At 72.0% G+C, this 21,343-nt stretch carries 21 protein-coding genes and 3 pseudogenes; 13 read left to right on the top strand and 11 right to left on the bottom strand.

Translation table 11 applies throughout. The features are described from left to right. Positions 1–85: 85 nt before the first annotated feature. Positions 86–3,181 (bottom strand): glycoside hydrolase family 2 TIM barrel-domain containing protein, encoded by a 3,096-nt coding sequence (locus AQJ91_RS26205; RefSeq protein WP_067026358.1) that lies wholly within the window; start codon positions 3,179–3,181, stop codon positions 86–88. 255 nt (positions 3,182–3,436) lie between these two features. On the opposite strand from AQJ91_RS26205, the gene AQJ91_RS26200 reads away from it, so the two are divergent. Together AQJ91_RS26200 and AQJ91_RS53825 are read left to right on the top strand one after the other, a co-directional pair. Further along, the gene (locus AQJ91_RS26200; RefSeq protein ID WP_067026355.1) at positions 3,437–5,821 is read left to right on the top strand and encodes a SpoIIE family protein phosphatase; all 2,385 of its coding nucleotides are present in this window, start codon (positions 3,437–3,439) and stop codon (positions 5,819–5,821) included. Positions 5,822–5,902: 81 nt separating this feature from the next. Then, on the top strand, positions 5,903–6,064 hold the full coding sequence (locus AQJ91_RS53825) for a hypothetical protein (RefSeq protein WP_159054669.1): 162 nt from the start codon (positions 5,903–5,905) through the stop codon (positions 6,062–6,064). A 146-nt stretch (positions 6,065–6,210) separates the two neighbouring features. On the opposite strand, the gene AQJ91_RS26195 is transcribed toward AQJ91_RS53825, so the two are convergent. Both AQJ91_RS26195 and AQJ91_RS26190 read right to left on the bottom strand, forming a co-directional pair. After that, the gene (locus tag AQJ91_RS26195) at positions 6,211–8,421 is read right to left on the bottom strand and encodes a ricin-type beta-trefoil lectin domain protein (protein WP_067026352.1); all 2,211 of its coding nucleotides are present in this window, start codon (positions 8,419–8,421) and stop codon (positions 6,211–6,213) included. Positions 8,422–8,764: 343 nt separating this feature from the next. After that, positions 8,765–9,685 carry a helix-turn-helix domain-containing protein gene (locus AQJ91_RS26190; protein WP_067026350.1) on the bottom strand — a complete coding sequence of 307 codons (921 nt, stop codon included), beginning with the start codon at positions 9,683–9,685 and terminating at the stop codon, positions 8,765–8,767. A 63-nt stretch (positions 9,686–9,748) separates the two neighbouring features. On the opposite strand from AQJ91_RS26190, the gene AQJ91_RS26185 reads away from it, so the two are divergent. Then, positions 9,749–10,570 (top strand): phytanoyl-CoA dioxygenase family protein, encoded by an 822-nt coding sequence (locus tag AQJ91_RS26185; RefSeq protein WP_067026348.1) that lies wholly within the window; start codon positions 9,749–9,751, stop codon positions 10,568–10,570. Positions 10,571–10,634: 64 nt separating this feature from the next. Here the strand turns inward: AQJ91_RS26185 and AQJ91_RS52375 are convergent, their stop codons facing one another. Then, a complete protein-coding gene (locus AQJ91_RS52375) occupies positions 10,635–10,814 on the bottom strand; it encodes a hypothetical protein (protein ID WP_107122534.1) in 180 nt (59 codons plus the stop codon). Between AQJ91_RS52375 and AQJ91_RS26180 the strand changes: the two are divergent. After that, a pseudogene (locus tag AQJ91_RS26180) lies at positions 10,735–11,246 on the top strand (RNA polymerase subunit sigma-70); the annotation flags it as partial. The gene AQJ91_RS52375 and the pseudogene AQJ91_RS26180 sit on opposite strands and share 80 nt — an antisense overlap. Here AQJ91_RS26180 and AQJ91_RS26175 read toward each other — a convergent pair. Together AQJ91_RS26175 and AQJ91_RS26170 are read right to left on the bottom strand one after the other, a co-directional pair. Next, positions 11,221–11,421, bottom strand: a complete 201-nt coding sequence (locus tag AQJ91_RS26175; protein WP_067026345.1) for a ferredoxin — start codon at positions 11,419–11,421, stop codon at positions 11,221–11,223. The pseudogene AQJ91_RS26180 and the gene AQJ91_RS26175 overlap by 26 nt on opposite strands. Before the next feature lie 12 nt (positions 11,422–11,433). Then, complete coding sequence (locus AQJ91_RS26170; RefSeq protein ID WP_067026343.1) at positions 11,434–12,633, bottom strand: cytochrome P450; 1,200 nt, start codon at positions 12,631–12,633, stop codon at positions 11,434–11,436. Positions 12,634–12,933: 300 nt separating this feature from the next. Between AQJ91_RS26170 and AQJ91_RS26165 the strand changes: the two genes are divergently transcribed. Next, on the top strand, positions 12,934–13,557 hold the full coding sequence (locus AQJ91_RS26165) for a LysE family transporter (RefSeq protein WP_067026561.1): 624 nt from the start codon (positions 12,934–12,936) through the stop codon (positions 13,555–13,557). 21 nt (positions 13,558–13,578) lie between these two features. Here AQJ91_RS26165 and AQJ91_RS26160 read toward each other — a convergent pair whose 3' ends face one another. Beyond that, on the bottom strand, positions 13,579–14,010 hold the full coding sequence (locus AQJ91_RS26160; RefSeq protein WP_067026341.1) for a nuclear transport factor 2 family protein: 432 nt from the start codon (positions 14,008–14,010) through the stop codon (positions 13,579–13,581). A gap of 192 nt (positions 14,011–14,202) precedes the next feature. Between AQJ91_RS26160 and AQJ91_RS26155 the strand changes: the two genes are divergently transcribed. After that, a complete protein-coding gene (locus AQJ91_RS26155; RefSeq protein ID WP_067026559.1) occupies positions 14,203–14,652 on the top strand; it encodes a nitroreductase family deazaflavin-dependent oxidoreductase in 450 nt (149 codons plus the stop codon). A gap of 82 nt (positions 14,653–14,734) precedes the next feature. Here AQJ91_RS26155 and AQJ91_RS58385 read toward each other — a convergent pair whose 3' ends face one another. From AQJ91_RS58385 to AQJ91_RS58375, 3 genes are read right to left on the bottom strand one after another with little or no spacing between them, the layout of a single operon-like run. Further along, positions 14,735–14,959 carry a hypothetical protein gene (locus AQJ91_RS58385; RefSeq protein ID WP_407696917.1) on the bottom strand — a complete coding sequence of 75 codons (225 nt, stop codon included), beginning with the start codon at positions 14,957–14,959 and terminating at the stop codon, positions 14,735–14,737. Next, positions 14,946–15,173 (bottom strand): hypothetical protein, encoded by a 228-nt coding sequence (locus tag AQJ91_RS58380; RefSeq protein WP_407696916.1) that lies wholly within the window; start codon positions 15,171–15,173, stop codon positions 14,946–14,948. The genes AQJ91_RS58385 and AQJ91_RS58380 overlap by 14 nt, the downstream gene beginning before the upstream one ends. A 30-nt stretch (positions 15,174–15,203) precedes the next feature. After that, positions 15,204–15,590 (bottom strand): hypothetical protein, encoded by a 387-nt coding sequence (locus AQJ91_RS58375; RefSeq protein WP_407696915.1) that lies wholly within the window; start codon positions 15,588–15,590, stop codon positions 15,204–15,206. A gap of 118 nt (positions 15,591–15,708) precedes the next feature. Between AQJ91_RS58375 and AQJ91_RS26145 the strand changes: the two genes are divergently transcribed. Both AQJ91_RS26145 and AQJ91_RS26140 read left to right on the top strand, forming a co-directional pair. Further along, positions 15,709–16,722 carry a glutathione S-transferase family protein gene (locus AQJ91_RS26145; protein WP_067026339.1) on the top strand — a complete coding sequence of 338 codons (1,014 nt, stop codon included), beginning with the start codon at positions 15,709–15,711 and terminating at the stop codon, positions 16,720–16,722. A gap of 20 nt (positions 16,723–16,742) precedes the next feature. Then, on the top strand, positions 16,743–17,054 hold the full coding sequence (locus AQJ91_RS26140) for a DUF4235 domain-containing protein (RefSeq protein ID WP_067026338.1): 312 nt from the start codon (positions 16,743–16,745) through the stop codon (positions 17,052–17,054). Between the two features lie 187 nt (positions 17,055–17,241). Here AQJ91_RS26140 and AQJ91_RS58370 read toward each other — a convergent pair. Beyond that, a pseudogene (locus AQJ91_RS58370) lies at positions 17,242–17,502 on the bottom strand (DUF2202 domain-containing protein); the annotation flags it as partial. A 15-nt stretch (positions 17,503–17,517) separates the two neighbouring features. On the opposite strand from AQJ91_RS58370, the pseudogene AQJ91_RS58365 reads away from it, so the two are divergent. The 5 genes and pseudogenes from AQJ91_RS58365 to AQJ91_RS26120 all read left to right on the top strand — a co-directional run. After that, positions 17,518–17,586, top strand: a pseudogene (locus tag AQJ91_RS58365) (hypothetical protein); the annotation flags it as partial. Between the two features lie 42 nt (positions 17,587–17,628). Beyond that, a complete protein-coding gene (locus AQJ91_RS55985; RefSeq protein WP_324618029.1) occupies positions 17,629–17,886 on the top strand; it encodes a histidine kinase dimerization/phospho-acceptor domain-containing protein in 258 nt (85 codons plus the stop codon). Then, on the top strand, positions 17,877–18,197 hold the full coding sequence (locus AQJ91_RS55980; protein ID WP_234382931.1) for a hypothetical protein: 321 nt from the start codon (positions 17,877–17,879) through the stop codon (positions 18,195–18,197). Before AQJ91_RS55985 ends, AQJ91_RS55980 begins: the two co-directional genes overlap by 10 nt. 318 nt (positions 18,198–18,515) lie before the next feature. Continuing rightward, the gene (locus AQJ91_RS26125) at positions 18,516–19,745 is read left to right on the top strand and encodes an NAD(P)/FAD-dependent oxidoreductase (RefSeq protein ID WP_067026335.1); all 1,230 of its coding nucleotides are present in this window, start codon (positions 18,516–18,518) and stop codon (positions 19,743–19,745) included. Positions 19,746–19,880: 135 nt separating this feature from the next. Further along, the gene (locus AQJ91_RS26120; RefSeq protein ID WP_067026333.1) at positions 19,881–21,266 is read left to right on the top strand and encodes a rhodanese-like domain-containing protein; all 1,386 of its coding nucleotides are present in this window, start codon (positions 19,881–19,883) and stop codon (positions 21,264–21,266) included. Positions 21,267–21,343 lie beyond the last annotated feature (77 nt).

The following is a 21,343-nucleotide window of genomic DNA, read 5'->3' as shown; positions in this document are numbered from 1 at the left end:
CAGCCCCGCCCCCTTGCGGGGCGCTGCCGAACCGTCAGCGGACTTCGCCCGACCTGCACGGTGTCCGTCCGGACCGCGGCGGGGCTCAGGTGGCGGGCACCTCCAACTTGCTGATCCGTACCGCCCCTCGGGCTTCACCCGGATGGCTGCTGGTCAGGGTGAGCCGCAGCCGGGAGCCGCGCACCGGGGTGAAGGTGATGACGGTGGGCGCGTCCGAGGCGGTGGCCCAGTCGACGGCCGCTCCCTCGACGGGTACGTACCGTCGGCCGTCCCAGACCTCGGCCTCGACCCGCGCGGGCAGGGTGTGCGTCGTGTCCACGGTGAAGGAGGCTTCCACCCGGTCGAAGGTCCGTGTCCGCCCGAAGTCCACGGAGACCCAGTCCTCGGGGCGGGCTCCGCTGAAGGCGGGCAGCAGGGCGGTGGCCGCCTTGAGGAAGCCGTTGGACCAGCCGGTGGCCGGGTCGCCGTCGAGCAATGCGGCCGGGAGGGTGTCGGGCCGGCCGGAGTAACTGGCGTCCGCGTGGGGGTGGTCCGGGGGCGCGGGGTGGTCGGGGGCGAACTCCGTGGCCGGGGTGGTGGCGGCCGACGCGGCGGGCGTCGTGCGCACGGTCGCGGTGTCGGACCGTAGGCCTTCCACCTGTGCGGTCACCTTCAGGGCGCCCGCCTTCGTGCCGGACCGTACGATCGCCAGCGCCTTGCCGCCGAAGGCCGTACGGGTACTGGCGTGGTAGCGCTCGGCGCTCTCCTCACGCCCGTTGTCGAGCCCTGCGAGCGAGCCGCCCTTCACCTCGAAGGAGATCAGGTGCTGGGCGTCGGGCACCACCACGCCGCGGGCGTCGACGATCTCGGCGGTCACGAAGGCCAGCGAACGTCCGTCCGCGCCAAGGGACTTGCGGTCGGCGGTCAGACGCACGGCCTTCGGCTCACCGGCCGTACGCAGCACGTCCGTGGCGACGACCTTGCCGCCGCTCCTCGCCACCGCCTTCAACTCGCCCGGCGCGAACGGGACTTTCCAGGTGAGGTGGAGCTTGCCCGCGCTGCCGTTGGGGCTGGTGTAACTGCCGGGGTAGGGGCCGTCGGTGAACGTCTTGTCGTCGCCGGTCGCCTCGGTGGTCTCCAGGTAGGTACGGCCGTCGGTGGTCTTCTTGGTGTCGAAGGTCCGGGTGCCGAGGGACCTGCCGTTGAGGAAGAGCTCGACGGTGTCGACGTTGGAGTACGCCCACACTTCGACCGTGTCGCCCTTCTCGTGGTTCCAGCTCATCGGCAGCAGATGGACCATGGGCTCGCTGAGCCACTGGCTCTGGAACAGGTAGTACATGTCCTTCGGGAACCCGGCCGTGTCGACCGCGCCGAAGAAGGAGGCCTTCACCGGGAACACGTCGTACGGCGTGGGCTCGCCGATGTAGTCGATGCCCGACCACAGGAACTGCCCGGCGAACCACTTCCGGTCCCGGTCCTTCTTGTGCCCGTACTCGCCGCTCATGGTCCAGGAGGCGAGGTTGTTGTCGTAGGACGAGAGGCCCCGCTTGCCGGGTGTGTGGTTCTCGCCGGTGTTGAGGTGCTCCGGCTCCTGGTAGACGCCACGGGTGGACGTCTCCGAGGACGACTCCGACTCGAAGAGGAACAGGTTCGGATAGCGGGCGTGCAGCGCGTCCACCGACCTGGCGGTGTTGTAGTTGAGGCCGAGGCCGTCGAGCCTGGCCAGGATCAGGTCGCCCGGGGTGCCCGGGGCGGGCACGCTGCGGTGCCGGTGGGAGCCGATCACGACCGGGCGGGTGTCGTCGGACGCCTTGATGGCGGCGATGAGCCGGTCCGCCATGGCGAGACCCGAGGTGGAGGTGAACTCGGAGACCTCGTTGCCGATCGACCACATGAGAACCGCAGGGGAGTTTCGGGCGGCCAGCACCATCTCGGTGATGTCCTGGTCGGCCCACTCGTCGAAGAACCGACCGTAGTCGTAGCGGGTCTTGGGGCTCCGCCAGCAGTCGAAGGCCTCCACCATCATCACGATGCCGAGCTCCTCGCAGACCTGGATCATCTGCGGCGAGGGCGGGTTGTGCGAGGTGCGGAAGGCGTTGACGCCCATCGACTTCATGATGGTCATCTGCCGGCGGATCGCGTCGATGTCGACCGCGGCGCCGAGCGCACCGAGGTCGTGGTGGAGGTCGACGCCCTTGATCTTGTGATAGGTGCCGTTGAGGTGGAAGCCCTCGTCCGGGTCGAAGCGGAAGGTGCGGATGCCGAACGTGGTGCGGTAGGTGTCCGTGATCGTGCCGCCGACGCGCAGTTCGGTCTTCAGGGTGTAGCGGTGCGGGGCCTCGAAGTCCCACAACTTCGGGTCTGGGACGGTCAGTTCCTGGGTCGCGGTGGCCCGGTCGGTGACGGTGACCGTGGCGGACGTACGGGCGACGGTGCGGCCGCGGGGATCGACGATCCGTGACACGACCTCGACGTCCGCGCCGTCGTCGGACTCGTTCACCACCGAGGTCCGCACGCGGACGACGGCCCGGTCCTCGGTGATGTCCGGCGTCGTGACCTGGGTGCCCCAGCGCGCCACGTGCACCGGCTCGGTGACGACCAGGCGGGCCTCTCGGTAGATGCCGCTGCCCGAGTACCAGCGGCTGCTGGGCAGCCGGTTCTGCACCTTGACCGCGATGACGTTCTCGGTGCTGCCGTCGGCGTGCAGCAGGTCGGTGAGGTCGAAGGCGAAGCCGGTGTAGCCGTAGGGGTGGCGGCCGACCTCGGTGCCGTTGCAGTAGACGTACGAATCCATGTAGACGCCGTCGAACTCCACCGAGATCCGCTTCCCGGCGAGGGCGGGCGGCAGGGTGAAGGCGTGGCGGTACCAGCCGAGGCCGCCGGGGAAGAAGCCGGTGCCGCTGGTGGTGCCGTGCTGGGTGGTCGGGGCGAGCTCGATGCTCCAGTCGTGCGGCACCGCGAGCTCGCGCCAGCCCGAGTCGTCGTGGCCGGGCTCGGCGGCACCGGCGTACGCGCCGGTCGGGTCAGTGATCCCGCCCGGGTTGACCAGGGCGAAGCGCCACCCGTCGCGCAGCAGGACGGTGCGGCGGCCGGACGCTCCTCCCGCCGTCTCGGCGGCCCGCGCGGCCGGGGCGCCCAGCAAAGCTCCGGCCGCCGGTGCGGCCGCGGAGGCGAGCAGTAACGATCTTCGAGCGACTGTCATGGCGGCTCTCCCTCAGAACCCAGAAGTACTCACAACTGATCGCGAACAAACAGATTCTGACGGCGGGCCACACAGGCCCGTCAAGGGTGCGGGGAGGGCCTTGTGCCCCACGGCGGACAACGGCCGGTTTTCCCCCTTGACCGGGTGCCGCCGCGTGGCTCCACGGTTCCCGTCCGTGCAGGTCGCGGACGCACTAGGCTGGAGCCGAAGTGGCACGCCTGTTCACTGTGAGTGTGCGATGGAGTGGCGACGACGATGAGCCCGGAGTACCCGTTCGACGATGCCGCGACGGCCCGGGCGGTCGTCGACGACGACGGCACCCTGGTCGAGTGGAACGCCGGTGCCCAACGGCTGCTGGGATGGTCCGCCGCCGAGGTCGTGGGACACCCTGCCGAGCGGCTGCTGGCCGACGCGCGGGCGGGCCGGGCGGTCACGCCGGGCGACAACCGCCTGCACGGCACCCTCACGCTGCGGCATCGTGACGGCGGCGCCGTATCCGTGTGGGTGCTCGCCCACCGGGTGCGGCCGGACGGCGCCGGTCCCGGCCACTGGCTCGTGGTCACGCCGCTCGATGAGGACGGTCCGCCGTCGCCCGACGATCCGCTGGAGAGCGTCGGGCTCCTCCAGTCGCCCTGCGCCATCGCGATCTATGACGAGCGGCTCCGGCTGCGCAGGATCAACGACGTCATGGCGGACGTCCTCGGGCTCTCCGAGGAGCGGGTGCGCGGGCTGCGGGCGCCCGAGCTGAGCGGCCGGCCGCAGAGCACGGACATCGAGCGGCACCTCCTCCGGGTGCTCACCACCGGCCGGGACCAGGACGTCCGGGCGTACATCCCGATCGGCGGCGACCGGATGTACGCCTGGCTGGCCCGCATGGCCCCGGTCACCGACGAGAAGGGACGGGTGCGCGGCGTCACGGTCGCCGCCCACGACTTCACCGAGCAGTACCTGGCCCGCGAGCGACTGCAGATCGTGAACGAGGCGAGTGTCCGCATCGGCACCACCCTCGACGTCACCCGGACCGCCCAGGAGCTGGCGGACGTCTGTGTCCCCGCCCTCGCCGACTTCGTCAGCGTCGACCTGCTGGACCCCCCGGAGCACGGAGGCGAACCCGCCGCCGGGCGGCTGACCGCCCCGATCAGCATGCGCCGGGCCGCCCACCGGTCCATCGACGAGGGCACCCCCGAGACCGTCGTCAAGCCAGGGCACGTGGACGTGTACCCCGCCTCGTCGCCGCAGGCCGACTCCCTGCTCGTGGGCCACACGATTGTGGCGTCGACGTCGACCGGCGACCTCGCGGAGTGGCTCTCCTGGGACCAGGGGCGCGGCGAACGGATCAAGGAGCAAGGCATCCACACGACGATGTCCGTGCCGATCCAGGCCCGCGGCACCACACTCGGCGTCGCCGTCCTCACCCGGTTCCGGAATCCCGAGCCGTACACCCCCGACGACGTGCTGCTGGCCGAGGAGGTCACGGCCCGCGCCGCCGTCTGCATCGACAACGCGCGCCGCTACTCCCGCGAACGCGAGACCGCCCTCGCCCTGCAGCGCAGCCTGCTGCCCCGGTCGCTGCCGCGCACCGCCGCCCTCGAAGGGGCCTCCCGCTACCTTCCGGCGGCGCGCTCCGGGGTGGGCGGCGACTGGTTCGACGTGATCCCGCTGTCCGGGATGCGGGTCGCGATGGTCGTCGGGGACGTCGTCGGCCACGGCATCCAGGCCTCGGCCACCATGGGCCGGCTGCGCACCGCCGTGCGCACCCTGGCCGACATCGACCTGGCTCCGGACGAGCTGCTGACCCACCTCGACGACCTGGTCGTACGGCTGTCCGCGGAGGCCGGCGGCGAGGGCAGCCCCGGTGAGGTCGGCGCCACCTGTCTGTACGCGGTGTACGACCCGGTGACCCGGCGCTGCACGCTGGCCCGGGCCGGGCATCCCTCGCCGGTCATGCTCCCGCCCGGCGGCACGCCCCAGCAGGTCGAGCTGCCGGCCGGGCCGCCGCTGGGTCTCGGCGGGCTGCCGTTCGAGTCCGCCGAGCTCGAACTGCGCGAGGGCACCGTGCTGGGGTTCTACACCGACGGTCTGATCGAGAGCCGCGAGCGGGACGTGGACGCCGGGCACGCGCTGCTCTGCGAGGCGCTGTCGGCGTACTCCGGGTCCCTCGACGAGACCTGCGACCGGATCCTGCACACCCTGCTTCCGGCGGGCGGCGCCGCGGACGACGTGGCCCTGCTGCTGGCCCGCACTCAGGGGCTGCCCGCGTCGCGGGTCGCGACCTGGGACATCCCGGCAGACCCGGCGCTCGTCGCCCCGATCCGCAAGCAGGTCGTCGAGCAGCTCGCCGCGTGGGAGGTGAGCGAGGTGTCGTTCACGGCGGAGCTGGTGGTGAGCGAGCTGGTCACCAACGCCATCCGGTACGGCGCCCACCCCATACGGCTGCGGCTGATCCACGACGCGGCCACGCTGATCTGCGAGGCGTCCGACGGCAGCCACACGGCACCGCATCTGCGCCGCGCCAAGACGTGGGACGAGGGCGGCCGCGGGCTGCTCCTGGTCGCCCAGCTCACCCAGCGCTGGGGCAGCAGACACACGGCGGACGGCAAGACGATCTGGGCGGAGATCGGGCTCCTGGACGAGGCGTGAGTACATCCCGGGAAGCGGGGACGCGTGACAGGCATGGCATGTGCATCCGCGGCCCGGGCCTTACGCCGCACGACTCCCCTTGTGAGCGTCGCCGCGCTGGTGGCACTGCTGGCCGCCTGTGACGGCGGGGGCGGCTCGGCGAGCAGTGCGCAGACACCGGTCGGCACGAGCAGCCCTGCGACCGAGTCGGCCGCCACCGGCACCCGCTGCCGCACCTCCGAACTGCGCGCCTCCGTCTGGTGACGCCGCCGGACGAGCGGGACCCCCTGAAGGTGAGGTGGACGGCCCGTGAGGTGCCCGTTTCCGGGAACTGGGTGTTCCTGACGGTGCTGCGGGCAGGCACCGGCGCCTGAACCCAGGAACCGCAGGGGTCGTCCTGCTGACGCCTGTCAGCGACGGCCGCCGCCGCCATAGCCGTAGCCGTAGCCGCCGTTGTAACCGGGCCAACCGCCCTGGCCGTAATCCCCGTTCCACGAGCAGCCGTACGAGTAGGGGGAGCAGGTTGCGCCGCCGGGGTACGGGCTCGTCGGCGTCGGGGTCGGCCGCGGGGTGGACGGGGTGGCGGTCGGCGTCGGTGTCGGCGTCTTCGCCTGCTTGGGGGTGGGCGTGGGTTTCGGTGCGGCGGGGGTCTCCGCGTCCCAGTTGACGACCTCCATCTGGAGTTCGGTCTTCGAGGTGTCGACGACCCAGCGCTGGTCCTCATTGGCGTCGCGGGTCTTGAGGACCAGCGCGCCCGAGCCGTCGGTGGCGGCGGGGGTGAGGGCGAGTTCCTGGTTGAAGCGCGGTACGAGGGTGCCCTGGAGGGTGAAGTCGTAGCGGATGTTCTTGGTGTCCGGGTGGGTCGTGCCCGTGCAGGGGGCCAGCCGGACCGAGTACCCGAGGTGGGAGTCGAGGCAGAGGCCGAGGTCCTCGCCGTTGCGCACGAGTCCGTCGGTCTCGTACGACCACTGCTGGCCGGGCGCCGAGGAGCAGGTGGTGAGCTCGGTCTCGGCGCCCTCGACGGCCTTTCCGCCGACGATGCCGACGCACAGGCCGGAGCCGAGGTTGTGCAGCCGTCCGCGCAGGGTGCCCTTGGCGGCCTCTTCGGCCCCGGCCCAGGAGGGGTTACTGGTCGACGTGCCCCGGTCGGAGCCGGGCGCCTCGGAGGGGCGGTCGTCGGCGGCCGGGTTCGTGCCGTCGCCGTTGCCGAGGGTGGACCACAGGACCAGCGGGAGGACGATCAGGCCGCTGACGGTCATGATGGCCGCGGTGAGGTTGCGGCGGCGGGGACGGGGGCGGCGGGCGGCCTTGTGGGCCGAGCGGCGGGAGGCGGTACGGGAGCCACCGGGAGTGGCGTGGGTGCGGCGACCGGTGCGGGGGCCGGGGACGCCGGCCGCGTCTCCGGCGGTGGGAGCGCCGTCCGCGGGCGTGGCCGCGGCGCCGAAGGCATCTCCCTCGGTGAAGAAGGGCTCCCCCACGGGGGCGAAGGCCTCGCCTCCGGCGCCGTATGCGCCAACCACGGGAGCGAACGCCTCACTCCCGGCAGGGAATGCCCCCGCCGCAGGAACGAACGCCTCACTCCCGGCGGGAAATGCCCCCGCCGCAGGAACGAACGCCTCACTCCCGGCGGGAAATGCCCCATCCACAGGAGCCAAGGCCCCTCCCCCGGCAGGAAAAGCCTCAGCCGCAGGAGCGGACGCCTCGCCCTCCGCGAAGAAGGACTCGCCCGCGATGACGGGTGGCGGCACCGCCTCGTGCTCGGCGGTGGTGCCCGCCGCGGCCTCCTCGGTCTGCGCGGCTCTCGACTCGACGTAGGCACGCGCACCCCAGCCGAGCACCGCTTCGGCCAGGGCGAGGCCGAGCCCCGCGTTGAACTGGCTCAGTTGCTCGGCGGTCTGATGGCAGTGCCGGCACCGGTCCAGGTGCTCGCGCAGGTCGGGGTCGACGTCGACGCCGCCGCGCCGGTAGGTGACGTCCAGCATCCGTGCGAAGCGCCCGCACTCCTGCTCGGGGGCGAGCTCGCGGTGCAACTGGAGGGACTCCTCGCGCAACCTCTCGCGGGCGCGCTCCAGTTCAATGCGGGCGTCCTCCTCGCACAGGCCGAGCAACCCGGCGGGAATCTCCAGCGGCTCGGCCTCCACCTCGCTGTGCCACAGCACGCAACGGGCCGACTGGGGCAGCCGCTGGAACGCACCGGACAGCAGACGCCGGTCCGCGGGCGGCAGCAGCCGGGCGGCGAGCCGCTCCCCCTCGCCGGCCTCGGATCTCAGCTCGGGGTGGAGCTGCTCCCGTCTGCGGTCGGTGTCCCATTCCGCCACGATCCGGCGCACGGTGACGAGCAGATGGGGGCGCCACGCGGCGCTCGGCCCGGTCTGCCGGAGGGACTCACCGAAGAGCCTGGTGAACGCCGCGGTGGTGAGCATTCCCGCGGAACGGGCGTCGTCGGTACACAGCCGCGCGTAGGCAAAGCCCGCTTCCCAGTGCCGGTCGAGGAGTTCACCCACCGGGTGCAGCGCCGGCGACGCGCCCGTCCACTTCTTGAGTTCGGCGCTCAGTTGTGCGTCCGTCACGCCGAAGAGGCGGGCACTGCTTGGGGAATTCGACAGGCCTGCGTCGTGCACAGCGGCATTCCTCCCGAGGGCATGCGGCACCAAAAGTCCATACCAAGAGGTATGTAGCGGGGATTGAGCTCACCAACTTTCGCCCGGCGCGGCTCTTTTGGAGCAGGGGACGCATGGGGAGCGTGCACACCTTTGCACAGGTCAGCGAGACGGAACAAGTGATACCGCAGTTTTGTGCATTGCGTACCCAGAGATCCATTTTGACGAATCGTCAATGCGGGCCGGGGATCAATGCCGCCGTATCGTTACGGCAATTGGAAACCGTATTCACCTGACTCGTCGGCGCTCCCCGCGGCAACCATTGAACGGCCACCCCACCGCACCTCCGGTGGGTCTCGTCGACTCACTCTCCAACCATTGAACCGCTCTTCCGGTAGGCACCGGGCGGTATCCCGAAGCGCTCGCGGAACACCCGGTTGAAGTGGAAGGGGCTGGCGAAACCGGAGGCGAAGGACACACGTTCCACGGACAGATCGGTCCCCTCCAGCAGCCGTGCGGCATGCCGCAGCCGCGCCTCGCGCAGCGCCCGCATCGGTGACTGACCGAGCTGTTGCGTGAACAGGTGGGCGAACCGCGAGGGCGACAGGGCGACGTGCGCGGCGAGCGAGCGGACGGTGTGCGGCGCGCCCGGGTCAGCGGCGATCAGCTCTTCGGCCCGGCGCACCCGGTCGTCCGCACCGGGCCGGGGCGATGGCATCCGCGCGGTGACGGCGGCGAGCAGGAGGGCCTCCTCCAGTGCGCACAGAGCGAGTTCACGGGCGGCGGTGCCGTGCGCCACGGCGACCGCGTCGTCCCCGGGCGCGACGGCGGGCGGCGCCTCAGTGCCGGTCCAGCGGGCATCGGCGAGCATCCGGCGGAACGCCGCCTCGACGCGGCCGCGCACCGCGTCCGGCGTCGGCGCGACGACGTACATCCCGCCCCCGGCGTCGTACGGGCGCAGCCAGGCCTGCCACGACGGCCGGGCCTGGCAGTGCGCCCACCAGAACCGCCAGTGCGGTACGCCCGGTTCGACACCGTAGGAATGCGGAACGCCCGGGCCGAGCACCACCAGGTCCCCCGCCGCGGCCCGGACCTCGGCCCCGCCGTGCCGCAGTCTGCCCTGACCGCCGGTCGTCCAGGTGAACAGCCAACTGTCCGCGCCGTGCGGCCGGTTGATGCCGTAGCCCTGCGGCTGGTCGAAGTGGCCGGCCACCACCAGGCCCGGCGGCGGTGCGGGATCGCCGGCGGCAGCAGTCCCGGGCAATCCGTCAGCACGCACGGTCATCCTCCTGGCATGGGTGGGGGCCTAGCTTGGCGGGCGAAGGACATCCGACCGAGGAGTGCACGCATGACAGCCATGGACATCGGCGCCGCCGGCGCTCCCATCCTGCCCGAGGCCGGGCGCCGCCAGTTCGAGGGGGAGGGCTTCACTGTCGTACGCGGGCTGTTCGGGTACGACGAGATCGAGCGGCTGTGCGCGGAGTTCGCGGCGCTGCGTGCGGCGGGGCCGGTGCGCGGGCATTTCGAGCCGCGGGCGGACTCCGGCGACCCGCTGCACACCTACCCGAGGGTGATGCAGCCGCACGAGATCAACGAGCTGTCCCTGAGTGTGCTCCTCGACCCGCGGCTGCGCGCTGTGCTGGAGGTGCTGCTCGGGGAGGAAGTGCTGGCCGCGCAGAGCATGTTCTACTTCAAGCCGCCGGGGGCCCGGGGGCAGGCGCTGCACCAGGACAACTTCTATCTGCGGGTCGAGCCGGGTACGTGTGTGGCGGCGTGGATCGCCTGCGATGTGATCGACCGGGAGAACGGTGGTCTTGAGGTCGTGCCCGGTACGCATGCGATGGATCTGTTCTGTCCTGAGGTGGCCGATGCGGAGGTGTCGTTCGCGCGGGAGTATGTGCCGCCGCCGGACGGGCTCGCGGCTGTGCCCGTCGATATGCGGCCGGGGGACGTGCTGTTCTTCAACGGGAGTCTGGTGCATGGGTCGCAGCCGAACGGGTCGGTTGAGCGGTTCCGGCGTTCGTTCATCGGGCACTATGCGGGGTCTTCGGCCGAGCGCATCGGGAGGTACTACCGGACTGTGTCGATGCGTGGGGAGCGGGTGCGGTTGGCCGAGAGTGAGGGGGCTGGGCCGTGCGGTACGGAGTTTGAACCGCACGGGCCGCACTAGGGGGTGTTTCGGCTGTGGGTCGTTCGTGGCTGGTCGCGCCCACGCGGCGGAGCCGCACATCGACTCAGCCCCAGCCCCGCGCCCCGTCCCGCTCCTGAGCGGCGGTGATCAGCTTGCTGACGTCCGCGGCGATCCCGGCGGCGCAGACGACGTAGAGGAAGGGCGTGCCCTTCGACCAGGTCGCCCAGGTGGTGGACCGTTCGCAGCCGGCCGCGAAGAAGCTCGCCAGCCGGGCCCGGCTCAAGGTCCGGGGCGCTCCCGCGGTCCCGGGGGCCGAACTCGACCGGCATCGGAGGGTCGTCGAGGCGTTCCTCGCCGCCGCGCGGGGCGGCGACCTCGGCGCACTGCTCGACGTGCTGGCGCCGGACGCCGTACGCCGTACGCCGTGCCGATCCTGCCGCCCGGGGTGCCGCGGGAGCTGCGGGGTGCCCGGGCGGTGGCGGAGGGCACGGTGCTGCTGCGCGACCGGGCCCGGCGCGCCGCGGCGGCCCTCGTCGACGGCGACGTCGGAGTCGTCGTCGCCCCGCGCGGTCGGCTGCTGTTCGCCCTCAGGGTGACCGTCGAGGGCGAACGGATCACGTCGTACGAGGTGATCGCCGACCCGGACCGGCTGCGCCGGCTCGACGTGGCCGTGCTCGAACTGCCCGGCCTCACCCCGCCGTCTCGGACACCGTGATCGCGCCGACCGGGCAGGCCCTCGCCGCCTCCCGGACCATCGGGTCGCCGGTGCCGTCCTCGCCGCCGGGTTGCAGGGTGCTGAAGCCGTCGTCGTCCTGGGTGAAGACGTCCGGGGCGGCCAGGGCGCACTGGCCGGCGCCGATGCAGAGGTCCTTGTCGATGTCGATGTGCATGACCGGATCCTCTTACCAGGTCACGGGGAGTTCCAGCATCCCCTGGATCGTGTCGCCGGGCTTGAAGGGGATCTCGTCGGGCGGCGCCGCGAGACGCAGGGCGGGCAGCCGGTCGAAGAGGGCGCGCAGGGCGATCTCCATCTCGGCGCGGGCCAGGTTCTGGCCGAGGCACTGGTGGATGCCGAAACCGAACGCGACATGGTGGCGGGCCGAGCGGGTCCAGTCCAGGGTGTCGGGGGCCGGGTAGACGGCCTCGTCGCGGTTGATGACCGACGTCGAGAAGAGCACCCCGTCACCGGCCCGGATCGTCGTCCCGGCCGCGTCGATGTCCTCCAGGGCCAGCCGCAGCAGGCCGTCCGCGATGGACAGCATCCGCATGAGCTCCTCGACCGCGGCGGGCATCAGCGTCGGGTCGGCGCGCAACTCGGCCAGGCGGTCGGGGTGTTGGAGGAGGGTGAAGGTGCCGAGCGAGATCATGTTGGCGGTGGTCTCGTGGCCCGCGACGAGGAGGATGATCGCGAGGGCGATCAGCTCCGGGCGGTCCATCGTGCCCTCGCGCAGCTGCTCGTGGACGAGTTGGTCGAGGACGCCGTCGCCGGGATCCCGCTGCTTCTCCTTGCGGTCGATCAACTCGTGGAAGTATGCCTCCAGTTGGTCGCGGGCGTCCTCGATGTCGGCGGCCTTCGGGCCGCGCAGCAGCCGGCGTGACTGCGCCTCGAAGAAGTCGTGGTCGGCGTACGGGACACCGAGCAGCGCGCAGATCACCATCGACGGCACGGGCAGCGCGAAGGCGCTCACCAGCTCGGCGGGCGGCCCCTGCGCGATCATCGCGTCGAGCCGCTCGTCCACGATCCGCTGGATCTCGGGGCGCAGTTCCACGGCGCGTTTGAGGGTGAAGCTGGGCACCATCATCCGCCGCTGGACCCGGTGTTCGGGGTCGTCGACGCCCAGCAGGGCCGTCCTGCGGTTGCGGACCGCCTCGAAGCGCGCGGTGGGTGCGGGGAATCCGGGGCGGGTGCGGTCGGTCGACAGGCGCGGGTCGGCCAGCAGGGTGCGGGCCAGGGCGTGGCCGGTGACCAGCCAGGCCGGGCGGCCGTCGTAGAGCGTGATCCGGGACAGGGGGCGCTCGTCACGCAACGGGTCGTAGGCGGCGGGCGGGTGGTAGGGACAGGTCCGGTCCTGGGGGAAGGCGACGGTGTGCGGTTCCGTCATGGGAGACCTCGCAGACGAAGAGTGCGTCGTGCCGATCTTCAGTAGATGCCCCGGGCATCTAGTGAGGCCACGTCAAGTTCGGCCAGATCGGCTACGGCGGCAATCTGGCCGGGGATGGTCGCCCCGCCCCGCGTGTCGGTGGGCCCCCGGAGGAAATCGGCTTGTGGGCGCGGCTTCCGTACCCCAGAATCCGGCCATGCCTACGATCTCCCTCCCCCTGCCGCTGACCGTCACCGCCGTTCGTCCGGTGCGGTTCCAGCAGCAGCCCGGCCGACGGTGGAGGCCGACGCTTCCCACGTCGTGACGGCCGCGCTCGTCGCGGGACTGCTCGCGGGCTACGGCATCGCCGTGCCCGTCGGCGCGGTCGCGACCTACCTCGTCTCCCTGACCGCCCGGACGTCCCTGCGCACCGGTGTCTGCGCCGCGCTGGGCGTCGCGACCGCCGACGGGCTCTACGCCCTCTTGGCCACGGTCGGCGGCGCCGCGCTCGCCGCCGCGCTGCAGCCGCTCCTGGGGCCCCTGCGCTGGGCCTCCGCCCTGGTCCTGGTGGCGCTTGCGATACGCGGCGCCGTCACCGCCGTACGGCAGTACCGCCGCCACCGGCTCGCCACCCGCACCACGCCACCTCCGCCGAGCCCCGCCCGCGCCTACCTGTCGCTGCTCGGCATCACCCTCCTCAACCCCACCACCGTGATCTACTTCGCGGCCCTGGTCCTCGGCACCCGTGCCACGGTCGCCCTACCGGCCCTGGAACAAGGGGTGTTCGTCCTGGCGGCGTTCACCGCGTCCGCGAGCTGGCAGCTGTCACTGGCCGGCGGCGGGGCGTTGCTGGGACAGGCACTGACGGGTGATCGGGGGCGGCTGGTGACGGCGCTGGTGTCGAGTGCGGTGATCCTGGCGTTGGCGGGGGGGATGCTGCTGTAGCCGTCGTGGGTGTCCGGTCCGCTACGCGAAGGCCCGGGCGACGGCGAGGTCGTCCTCGTACACGTGATGGCGGACGACCCGACCGGCCTCGACGGTGAGGTGCAGGGCGAACCTGGCGCGATACGGGCGTCCGGTGGCGGCGGCCGTCTGCCGGATCTCGCCCAGCACCACGGCGTCGGTGCCGTCGACCAGGATCCGCTCGACCTGCGTGGCCGCCGCTCCGGGCACGTGGTGCGCGGCCAGCTCCCGGTAGTGGGCGGCCACGTCGGCCCGGCCGGAGCGGTGGCGGATCCAGGGGGTGGCGGTGCGGCCGTGCTCGTCCTCGGGCCAGTTCAGCTTCCAGTCGGCGTCGTCGGCGTACAGCTCGGCGATGTGCTCGGGGTCGCCCCGGCCGATCCTGCGCAGCAGCTCCTCGACCACGGCGCGGGTCGTCGTGTCGGTGGTCACGGTCATGGCGGTCCTCTCCGTCGGCACCGGCGGCTGTCGTACGACGCCGACTCTGCCCGACCGGCCGGGTGAGGTCGATTACCCGTCGGGTAAGCGTGAGGGGGCGGCGGAGATGCGAGGGGGGTGGATGAATCCTGAACGGACCGGTGTTGAAGGATGGAGCAGTCAGCACCCGTACACGACGATGGGACCGATGCCATGCCTCTCGAGGGCGAGTACGAACCCAGCCCCACCCAGTGGGTACGTGAGCAGGTGGAGTTGTACGAGAGCTCCGGCGGAACGCAGGGCACGACCCTGATGGACACGGGTATGCCCGTCATCCTGCTGACCACCCGGGGCGCCAAGAGCGGCAAGATCCGCAAGACGCCGCTGATGCGTGTCGAGCACGAGGGACGGTACGCGGCGGTCGCCTCCCTGGGCGGGGCGCCCCAGCACCCGGTCTGGTACCACAACGTCAAGTCCGATCCCCGGGTGGAGCTCCAGGACGGGCCGGTGAAGCGGGACATGAAGGCCCGTGAGGTCACCGGCGCGGAGAAGGCCGAGTGGTGGGAACGCGCCGTCGCCGCGTACCCGCCGTACACGGAGTACCAGGAGAAGACGGACCGCGTGATCCCGGTCTTCGTGCTGGAGCCGACCGACAGCGAGTGACGGGTGGGCAGGGGTTGTCACGGGCCCGGGAAAGTTCTTGGTTCCGGGACGCATGAACCCCTGTTCGCCGGGCACCCGTGCGTCAGGCCCCGCCGCGCTCCCCCGTCGCGGCGGGGCTTTCCCGTGCCGCGGGCGCCGGCCGGTCGGTGATGTCAAGGAAGACCGGGTCGGCCTCCGGGATCGCGCCGTCGATGGACCGCTTGATCCGGTCGGCGACCTCCTCGACGCGTTCGCTGTCAGACCGGGCACCGGGTCGACGCGGGCCGCCACCAGTGTCGTCTCCAGCCCCGTCTTCATGGTGGTGCATTCAATATGCGGCTACCGCCGCGTGGCGCCTCCACGCTGTCGATCTCCGGCTGCGCCTCGAGCAGCGCCCGGATCCGGCCGCTGACCTCCGGGTCGGTGGCCTCCCCGATCAGCCGGTCGCGTGCCTCACGGCCCAGCCGGTAGGCGACGTACCCGAGCAGCGCACCGATCGCGAGCGAGGCGGCCGCCTCCCTCCCGACCTGCCCGGTACCCATGTGCAGCCCCCATCCCGGCGAGCGCCAGGGTCAGCCGAGCACCGCGATGCTGTCCTCGGCGACGACGGTACGCAGCGCGGGATCACGCGGTCCCGCCGCGGCGCCGCCCTGATTGCGCATCTGGTGCAGCGCCCGCAGTAGTGAGGCCCCCTCCGCGACGAGGGCGACGCCGAGCACGATCATGCCCGCCACATAGCCGTCCAAGTCCTCCTCCGCGCCGTTGCGCGGCGCCTCGAAGCCCTGGAAGAACGAGAAGCAGCCGCCCATCACGAAGATCCCGACGGCGGCGAGCAGCGACCGCGCGACGAGGCCGCCGACCGCCTCGGCGACCGCGATCAACAGGTTCGCCACGAGCGCCACCAGGACGGTGACCCGCGTCCTGCGGTCGGCCTTCCGCCTGGAGGATCGCCTGCTCATCTACGCCGACTGCCCCGGTCGGCGCGGCTCACACCGTGCGGTCGGCGGAAATCGGGGAACCCGGTAGAACAGCCAGTACAGCCGGTGCGGCACAGCTGTGACTCAGGGAGGAGCGGTCATGAGCGTCGGGGGCAACGAGTCGTACGGCCGGAAGGCGTTCAAGCGGTCCAAGGCGCACTTCGCCGACCGGATCACCGCGGACGGCCGGGACGGCCGGCCGGTGGCGAGCGGCCGCTACCGGCTGGTGGTGAGCCGCGCCTGCCCGTGGGCGAGCCGTGCGCTGGTCTCCCGGCGGCTGCTCGGTCTGGAGGACGCCCTGTCGCTGGCCGTGGCCGATCCGATCCAGGACGACCGCAGCTGGCGCTTCACCCTGGACCCCGACGGCCGGGACCCGGTGCTCGGCATCCGCTACCTCAGCGAGGCCTACGACCGGCGGGAGACCGGTTACCCCGGCGGTGTGAGCGTCCCCGCGATCGTGGACGTACCCAGCGGCAAGCTGGTCACCAACGACTATCAGCAGATCACCCTCGACCTGGCCACCGAGTGGTCCGGCCTGCACCGGGAGGGGGCGCCGGATCTGTACCCGGAGGCGCTGCGCGACGAGATCGACACGGTGATGGCGGACGTGTACGAGGACGTCAACAACGGTGTGTACCGGGCCGGGTTCGCCACGGACCAGGAGGAGTACGAGGGCGCCTGCGCGGCCGTGTTCCGGCGGCTGGAGCTGCTGGCGGTGCGGCTGTCCGGGCAACGGTATCTGGTCGGCGACACGATCACCGAGGCGGACATCCGGCTGTTCACCACGCTGGTGCGCTTCGACGCCGTGTACCACGGCCACTTCAAGTGCAACCGCTGGAAGTTGACGGAGCAACAGGTGCTGTGGGCGTACGTCCGCGACCTCTACCAGACGCCCGGTTTCGGTGACACTGTCGACTTCGACCACATCAAACGGCACTACTACCAGGTGCACAGCGGTATCAACCCGACCGGCATCGTGCCCCACGGGCCGGATCTGTCCGGCTGGCTGACGCCGCACCACCGGGAGGAGCTCGGCGGCAGGCCGTTCGGGGACGGGACACCGCCCGGGCCGGTGCCCGCGGCCGAGGAGGTGCCGGCGCGCGGGCGGCCCTGACCGACGAAGGAGGCACCCACGTGGCCAGGAACAAGAAGAAGACGAAGCTGAAGCTCCCGCTCGCCTACAAGCCCCTCGGGTTCGCGCTGGGCTGGGCGAGCGGGGCGCTGGCGGGACTCGCCTTCCGCAAGGCCTGGATGGCGATCCGGCACGAGGAGGACGCACCCGACGCGCTGGACCGCGACCGCGGGTGGGGAGAGATCCTGCTGGCGGCCGCGGTCCAGGGCGCCCTCTTCGCGGTGGCCCGCAGCGTGGCGGACCGCACGGGCGCGAAGGCCGTCGAGCGGTCGACCGGTGTGTGGCCGGTGAGTGACAAGGGGGGCCGGGACTGAGGCGCGCCTGCTTCCGGCCCCGGTCGGGGTCGCCGGGCGGCGTCGCCGGTCGGGGTCGCCGGGCGGCGTCGCCGGTCGGGGTCGCCGGTCGGGGCCGCCGGTCGGGGTCGCCGGTCGGGGCCGCCGGTCGGGGTCGCCGGTCGGGGTCGCCGGTCGGGGTCGCCGGTCGGGGTCGGTCACCGTTTCCCTATGGACGGACGGACCCGCGCTCGAACGCCGCCAGATGCCTCTCCGAGGCGGCGAGCAGGTGGGTGTACACCTGGCGGGCGTCCGAGGCCGTGAGTCCGGACATCGCCTTGGTCAGCGCGGTGATGCCGTCGGTCTCGACCGTGCACCCCGCCTTCAGAGCCGCGTCCAGGCTGTCCTCTCCCTGCCTCAGCATCCGGTCGTAGATGGCTTGGACGGCCGTGTCGGCGAACTCCCCTGCCGACTGCCCGGCGGTCGGGTCGGTGACGTCGTAACCGTGGTCCGGGTCGCGGCCACCGCCCGCGCGCTCGCCGCCGGAGACCGCGGCGCCCGCGCCCGGATCGACGCCCCGGGCGAACTGGGCGACCTCGCCCGCGCCTTCGACGCCATGGCCGACGACGTCACCCACACCGAGCAGGCGCGCCACCGGCTCGCCGCCGACATCGCCCACGAACTGCGCACTCCGCTCGCGGCGTTGCAGGCCGTGCTCGAGGAGCTGCGCGACGGCTACGCCGACCCCGCCCCGGACCGGCTGGCCGCCCTCCACGACCAGACCCTGCGGCTGGGCCGCGTCGGCGGCGACCTCGGCGTCTGGCGGACGCCGAATCGGCCCGGCTGTCCCTCCACCCTGCCGAGGTGGAACTGACCGCCCTGGTCCGTGCCGCCGTGGCCGACGGCGAGGCCGAACTGCGCACCGCCGGTCTGACCGTACGCACGCGCACGGGCTCCGCTCCCCTGGCGGTGTACGCCGACGCCGACCGCCTGCACCATGCGCTGGGCAACCTCCTCAGCAACACCGCACGCCACTGCCGCCCCGGCGACACCGTCACCGTGACCGCTTCCGCCACCACCGGCGAGGCACTCGTCGAGGGGGGGCCGACACCGGTCCGGGTATCCCCGCCGATGGGCTCACCCATGTCTTCGACCGGCTGTGGCGCGGCACCCGCGCCCGCGTGACCGGCGGACTCGGGACCAGGTGGCGGAACGCGGATCACCCTCCGCCTGTCGAGGGCCGGCACACGGTGCTCGGGAACACTCCGCGGAGCCGGGGCGGCGCCGGACGTTGCCTCGCGGGCAAATACCCCCTGGGGTATTTGACGCACCTCTCGGAGCCGCCGTACTCTCGCCAGCAGGAAACCCCCCGGGGTATTTGAGGGGGCAACGAAGTGCTCGCGAAGTGACACAGGAGCAGATGAACTCCCTCGACACCGACGAGCACACGGCCTGACCCCCGTCCGGTACCCGCACACCGGCCCTTCAGGAAGGAGCTCCGCCTTGGCCGCCACCCCTTCACCCTCCGACGCTCCGATCTCCGGCCGCCACCGCGTCGCCGTCGTCGGCGGCGGCAGCGCCGGAATCAGCGTCGCCGCCCGCCTGCGCCGCGCCGGCGTCACCGACATCACCTTGATCGAACCGTCCGACACCCACTGGTACCAGCCCTTGTGGACCCTGGTCGGCGGCGGCCAGGCACCCCTGCGCAGTTCCCGTCGCCCCGAGGGATCCGTGATACCCGACGGCGTGCGCTGGATCCGGCGGCGCGCTCTGGCCGTCGACGCCGGCGCCCGTACGGTGACGCTCTCCGGCGGCGACGAGATCACGTACGACCATCTGGTCATGGCACCGGGACTGCAACTCGACTGGGGTGGCGTGCCGGGCCTGGCCGAAGCCGTCGGCCACGACCGGGTGAGCAGCAACTACGCACCCGAGTACGCCCCGCGCACCTGGGAGCTGATCAGGGCGATGCGCTCCGGCACCGCCGTCTTCACCCACCCGGCCGGCCCGCTCAAGTGCGGCGGCGCCCCACAGAAGATCGCCTACCTGGCCGCCGACCACTGGCGCAGACAGAAGGTCCTCGACCGGATCCGTGTCATCCTCGTCATCCCCGATCCGGCCCTGTTCAAGGTGCCCGCCTGGTCGCAGGTCCTGGAGAAGGTGGCCACCCGCTACGGCATCGAGGTGCGCCTGCGCTCGGAGATGACCTCCGTCGACGGCGACCGCCGCGAGCTGACGATCGCGGACCACACGAACGGCACGAAGGAGACCGTCTCCTACGACCTGCTGCACGCCGTTCCGCCGCAGAGCGCACCCGACTGGGTCAAGGCGAGCCCGCTCGCCGACCCCGCGAGCCCCCAGGGCTTCATCGCCGCCGACCGGCACACCCTCCAACACCCGCACCACGACAACGTCTTCGCGGTCGGCGACGTGGCGAACCTGCCCACCTCGAAGACCGGCGCGGCCGTGCGCAAGCAGGCACCGGTGGCGGCCGGCAACCTGCTCGACGTGATGGACGGCCGGTCCCCGTCGCACCGCTACGACGGCTACACGTCCTGCCCACTGGTGACCGCCCGGGACCGGATGCTGCTCGCCGAGTTCGACTACGACCTGCGTCCCACGCCCACCTTCCCGCTGATCGACACGTTCAAGGAGCGGCGGGACATGTGGGTGTTCAAGCGGTACGCGCTGCCGCCGGTGTACTGGCACGGCATGCTCACCGGCCGTCTCTGACCGGTCGGCCCGGGCGTCCCCCGACCCGGGCCCGCCATCCCCACGCCCCGAACCGGGGCGGACCAGGCCCTTTCATATACCCCCTCGGGTATCAGACGGAACCCCATTCACTTCCGACACGGAGGTCGTCCGAAGATGTTCTTCGCCCAGTACTACCTCGACTGCCTCTCCCAGGCGTCGTACCTGATCGCCGACGAGACCACCGGCAGGGCCGTGGTCGTCGACCCGCGCCGTGACGTCTCCGAATACCTCACCGACGCCGAGACGCACGGTTTCACCATCGAGGCCGTCCTCAACACCCACTTCCACGCCGACTTCCTCGCCGGCCATCTGGAGCTGGCCGACCGCACCGGCGCCTGGATCGGCTACGGCCGGCGCGCCGAGGCCGAGTACCCCATCCGCAAGCTGACCGACGGCGAACGCATCAGCCTCGGCGACGTCCAGCTGCACGTCCTCGAAACCCCGGGCCACACCCCGGAGTCGATCAGCATCCTGGTCCACGAGCACGCCGACGACACCGTCCCCTACGGCGTCCTCACGGGCGACGCGCTGTTCATCGGCGACGTGGGCCGCCCCGACCTCCTCGCCTCGCTCGGCGCCACCGCCGACGAACTCGGCCGCATGCTCTACGACAGCGTCCAGAACAAGCTCATGGCCCTGCCCGACGCGGTCCGCGTCTTCCCCGCGCACGGCGCCGGATCCGCCTGCGGCAAGAACCTCTCCACCCAGCGCCAGTCCACCATCGGCGAGCAACGCGCCACCAACTACGCCTGTCGGCCCATGGCCGAGGAGAGGTTCGTCGAGCTGGTCACCGCGGGACAGCCGTCCGCGCCCGCCTACTTCGTCTACGACGCCATCCTCAACCGCAAGGAGCACGGCCTGTTCGACGCGGCCGCCGCGCCGCGACCGCTGTCCACCGAGGAGTTCCTGGCGCACCGCGCGGCCGGTGCGGTCGTCGTCGACGCCCGCTCCCCGCAGGACTTCGCGGCCGGCCACCTGCGCGGCTCGGTCAACGTCCCCGCCGACGGACGCTTCGCCGAACAGGCCGGCATGGTCGTCTCCCCCGAGCAGGAAGTCGTCGTGGTCGCGCCCCAGGACCGCGAGGAGGAGATCGTCACCCGGCTCGCGCGGATCGGCTTCGACAAGGTCGGCGGGTACCTGCGCGAACCCGAGGGCGCGTTCGTCACCCTGGCCGACGAGATGCGGCAGGCCGGCCGGCTGACCGCCGAGGAACTGCGCCGGCTGCTCGACGGCGACGAACCCCCGCTCGTCCTGGACGCGCGCAACACCGCCGAGCGCGAAGAGGGATTCATCGAGGGCTCCCTGCACGTCCCGCTGGCCGAACTGGCCCGCCGCATCGACGAGATCCCGGCCGACCGGCCCCTCGTCGTGCACTGCGCGGGCGGCCACCGCTCCTCCATCGCCGCCAGCCTGCTGCGGCACAAAGGCCGCACCGACGTCTCCGACCTGCTCGGCGGCTACGGCGCCTGGCTCGCCCAGCCCGCACCGGCCGACGTCTGATCCACCGCGCCCCGGGCGGCGGCCCCTCACCGCACGACACGTAGACAGCTCCGCAGCACAAGCTCCAAGGCCCCAGC

Origin of the sequence: Streptomyces dysideae (assembly GCF_001514305.1) — a bacterium.
GTDB classification, from domain to species: domain Bacteria; phylum Actinomycetota; class Actinomycetes; order Streptomycetales; family Streptomycetaceae; genus Streptomyces; species Streptomyces dysideae.
The sequence above is the reverse complement of the archived record's forward strand: the minus strand, read 5'-3'. Positions and strand labels throughout refer to the sequence as shown.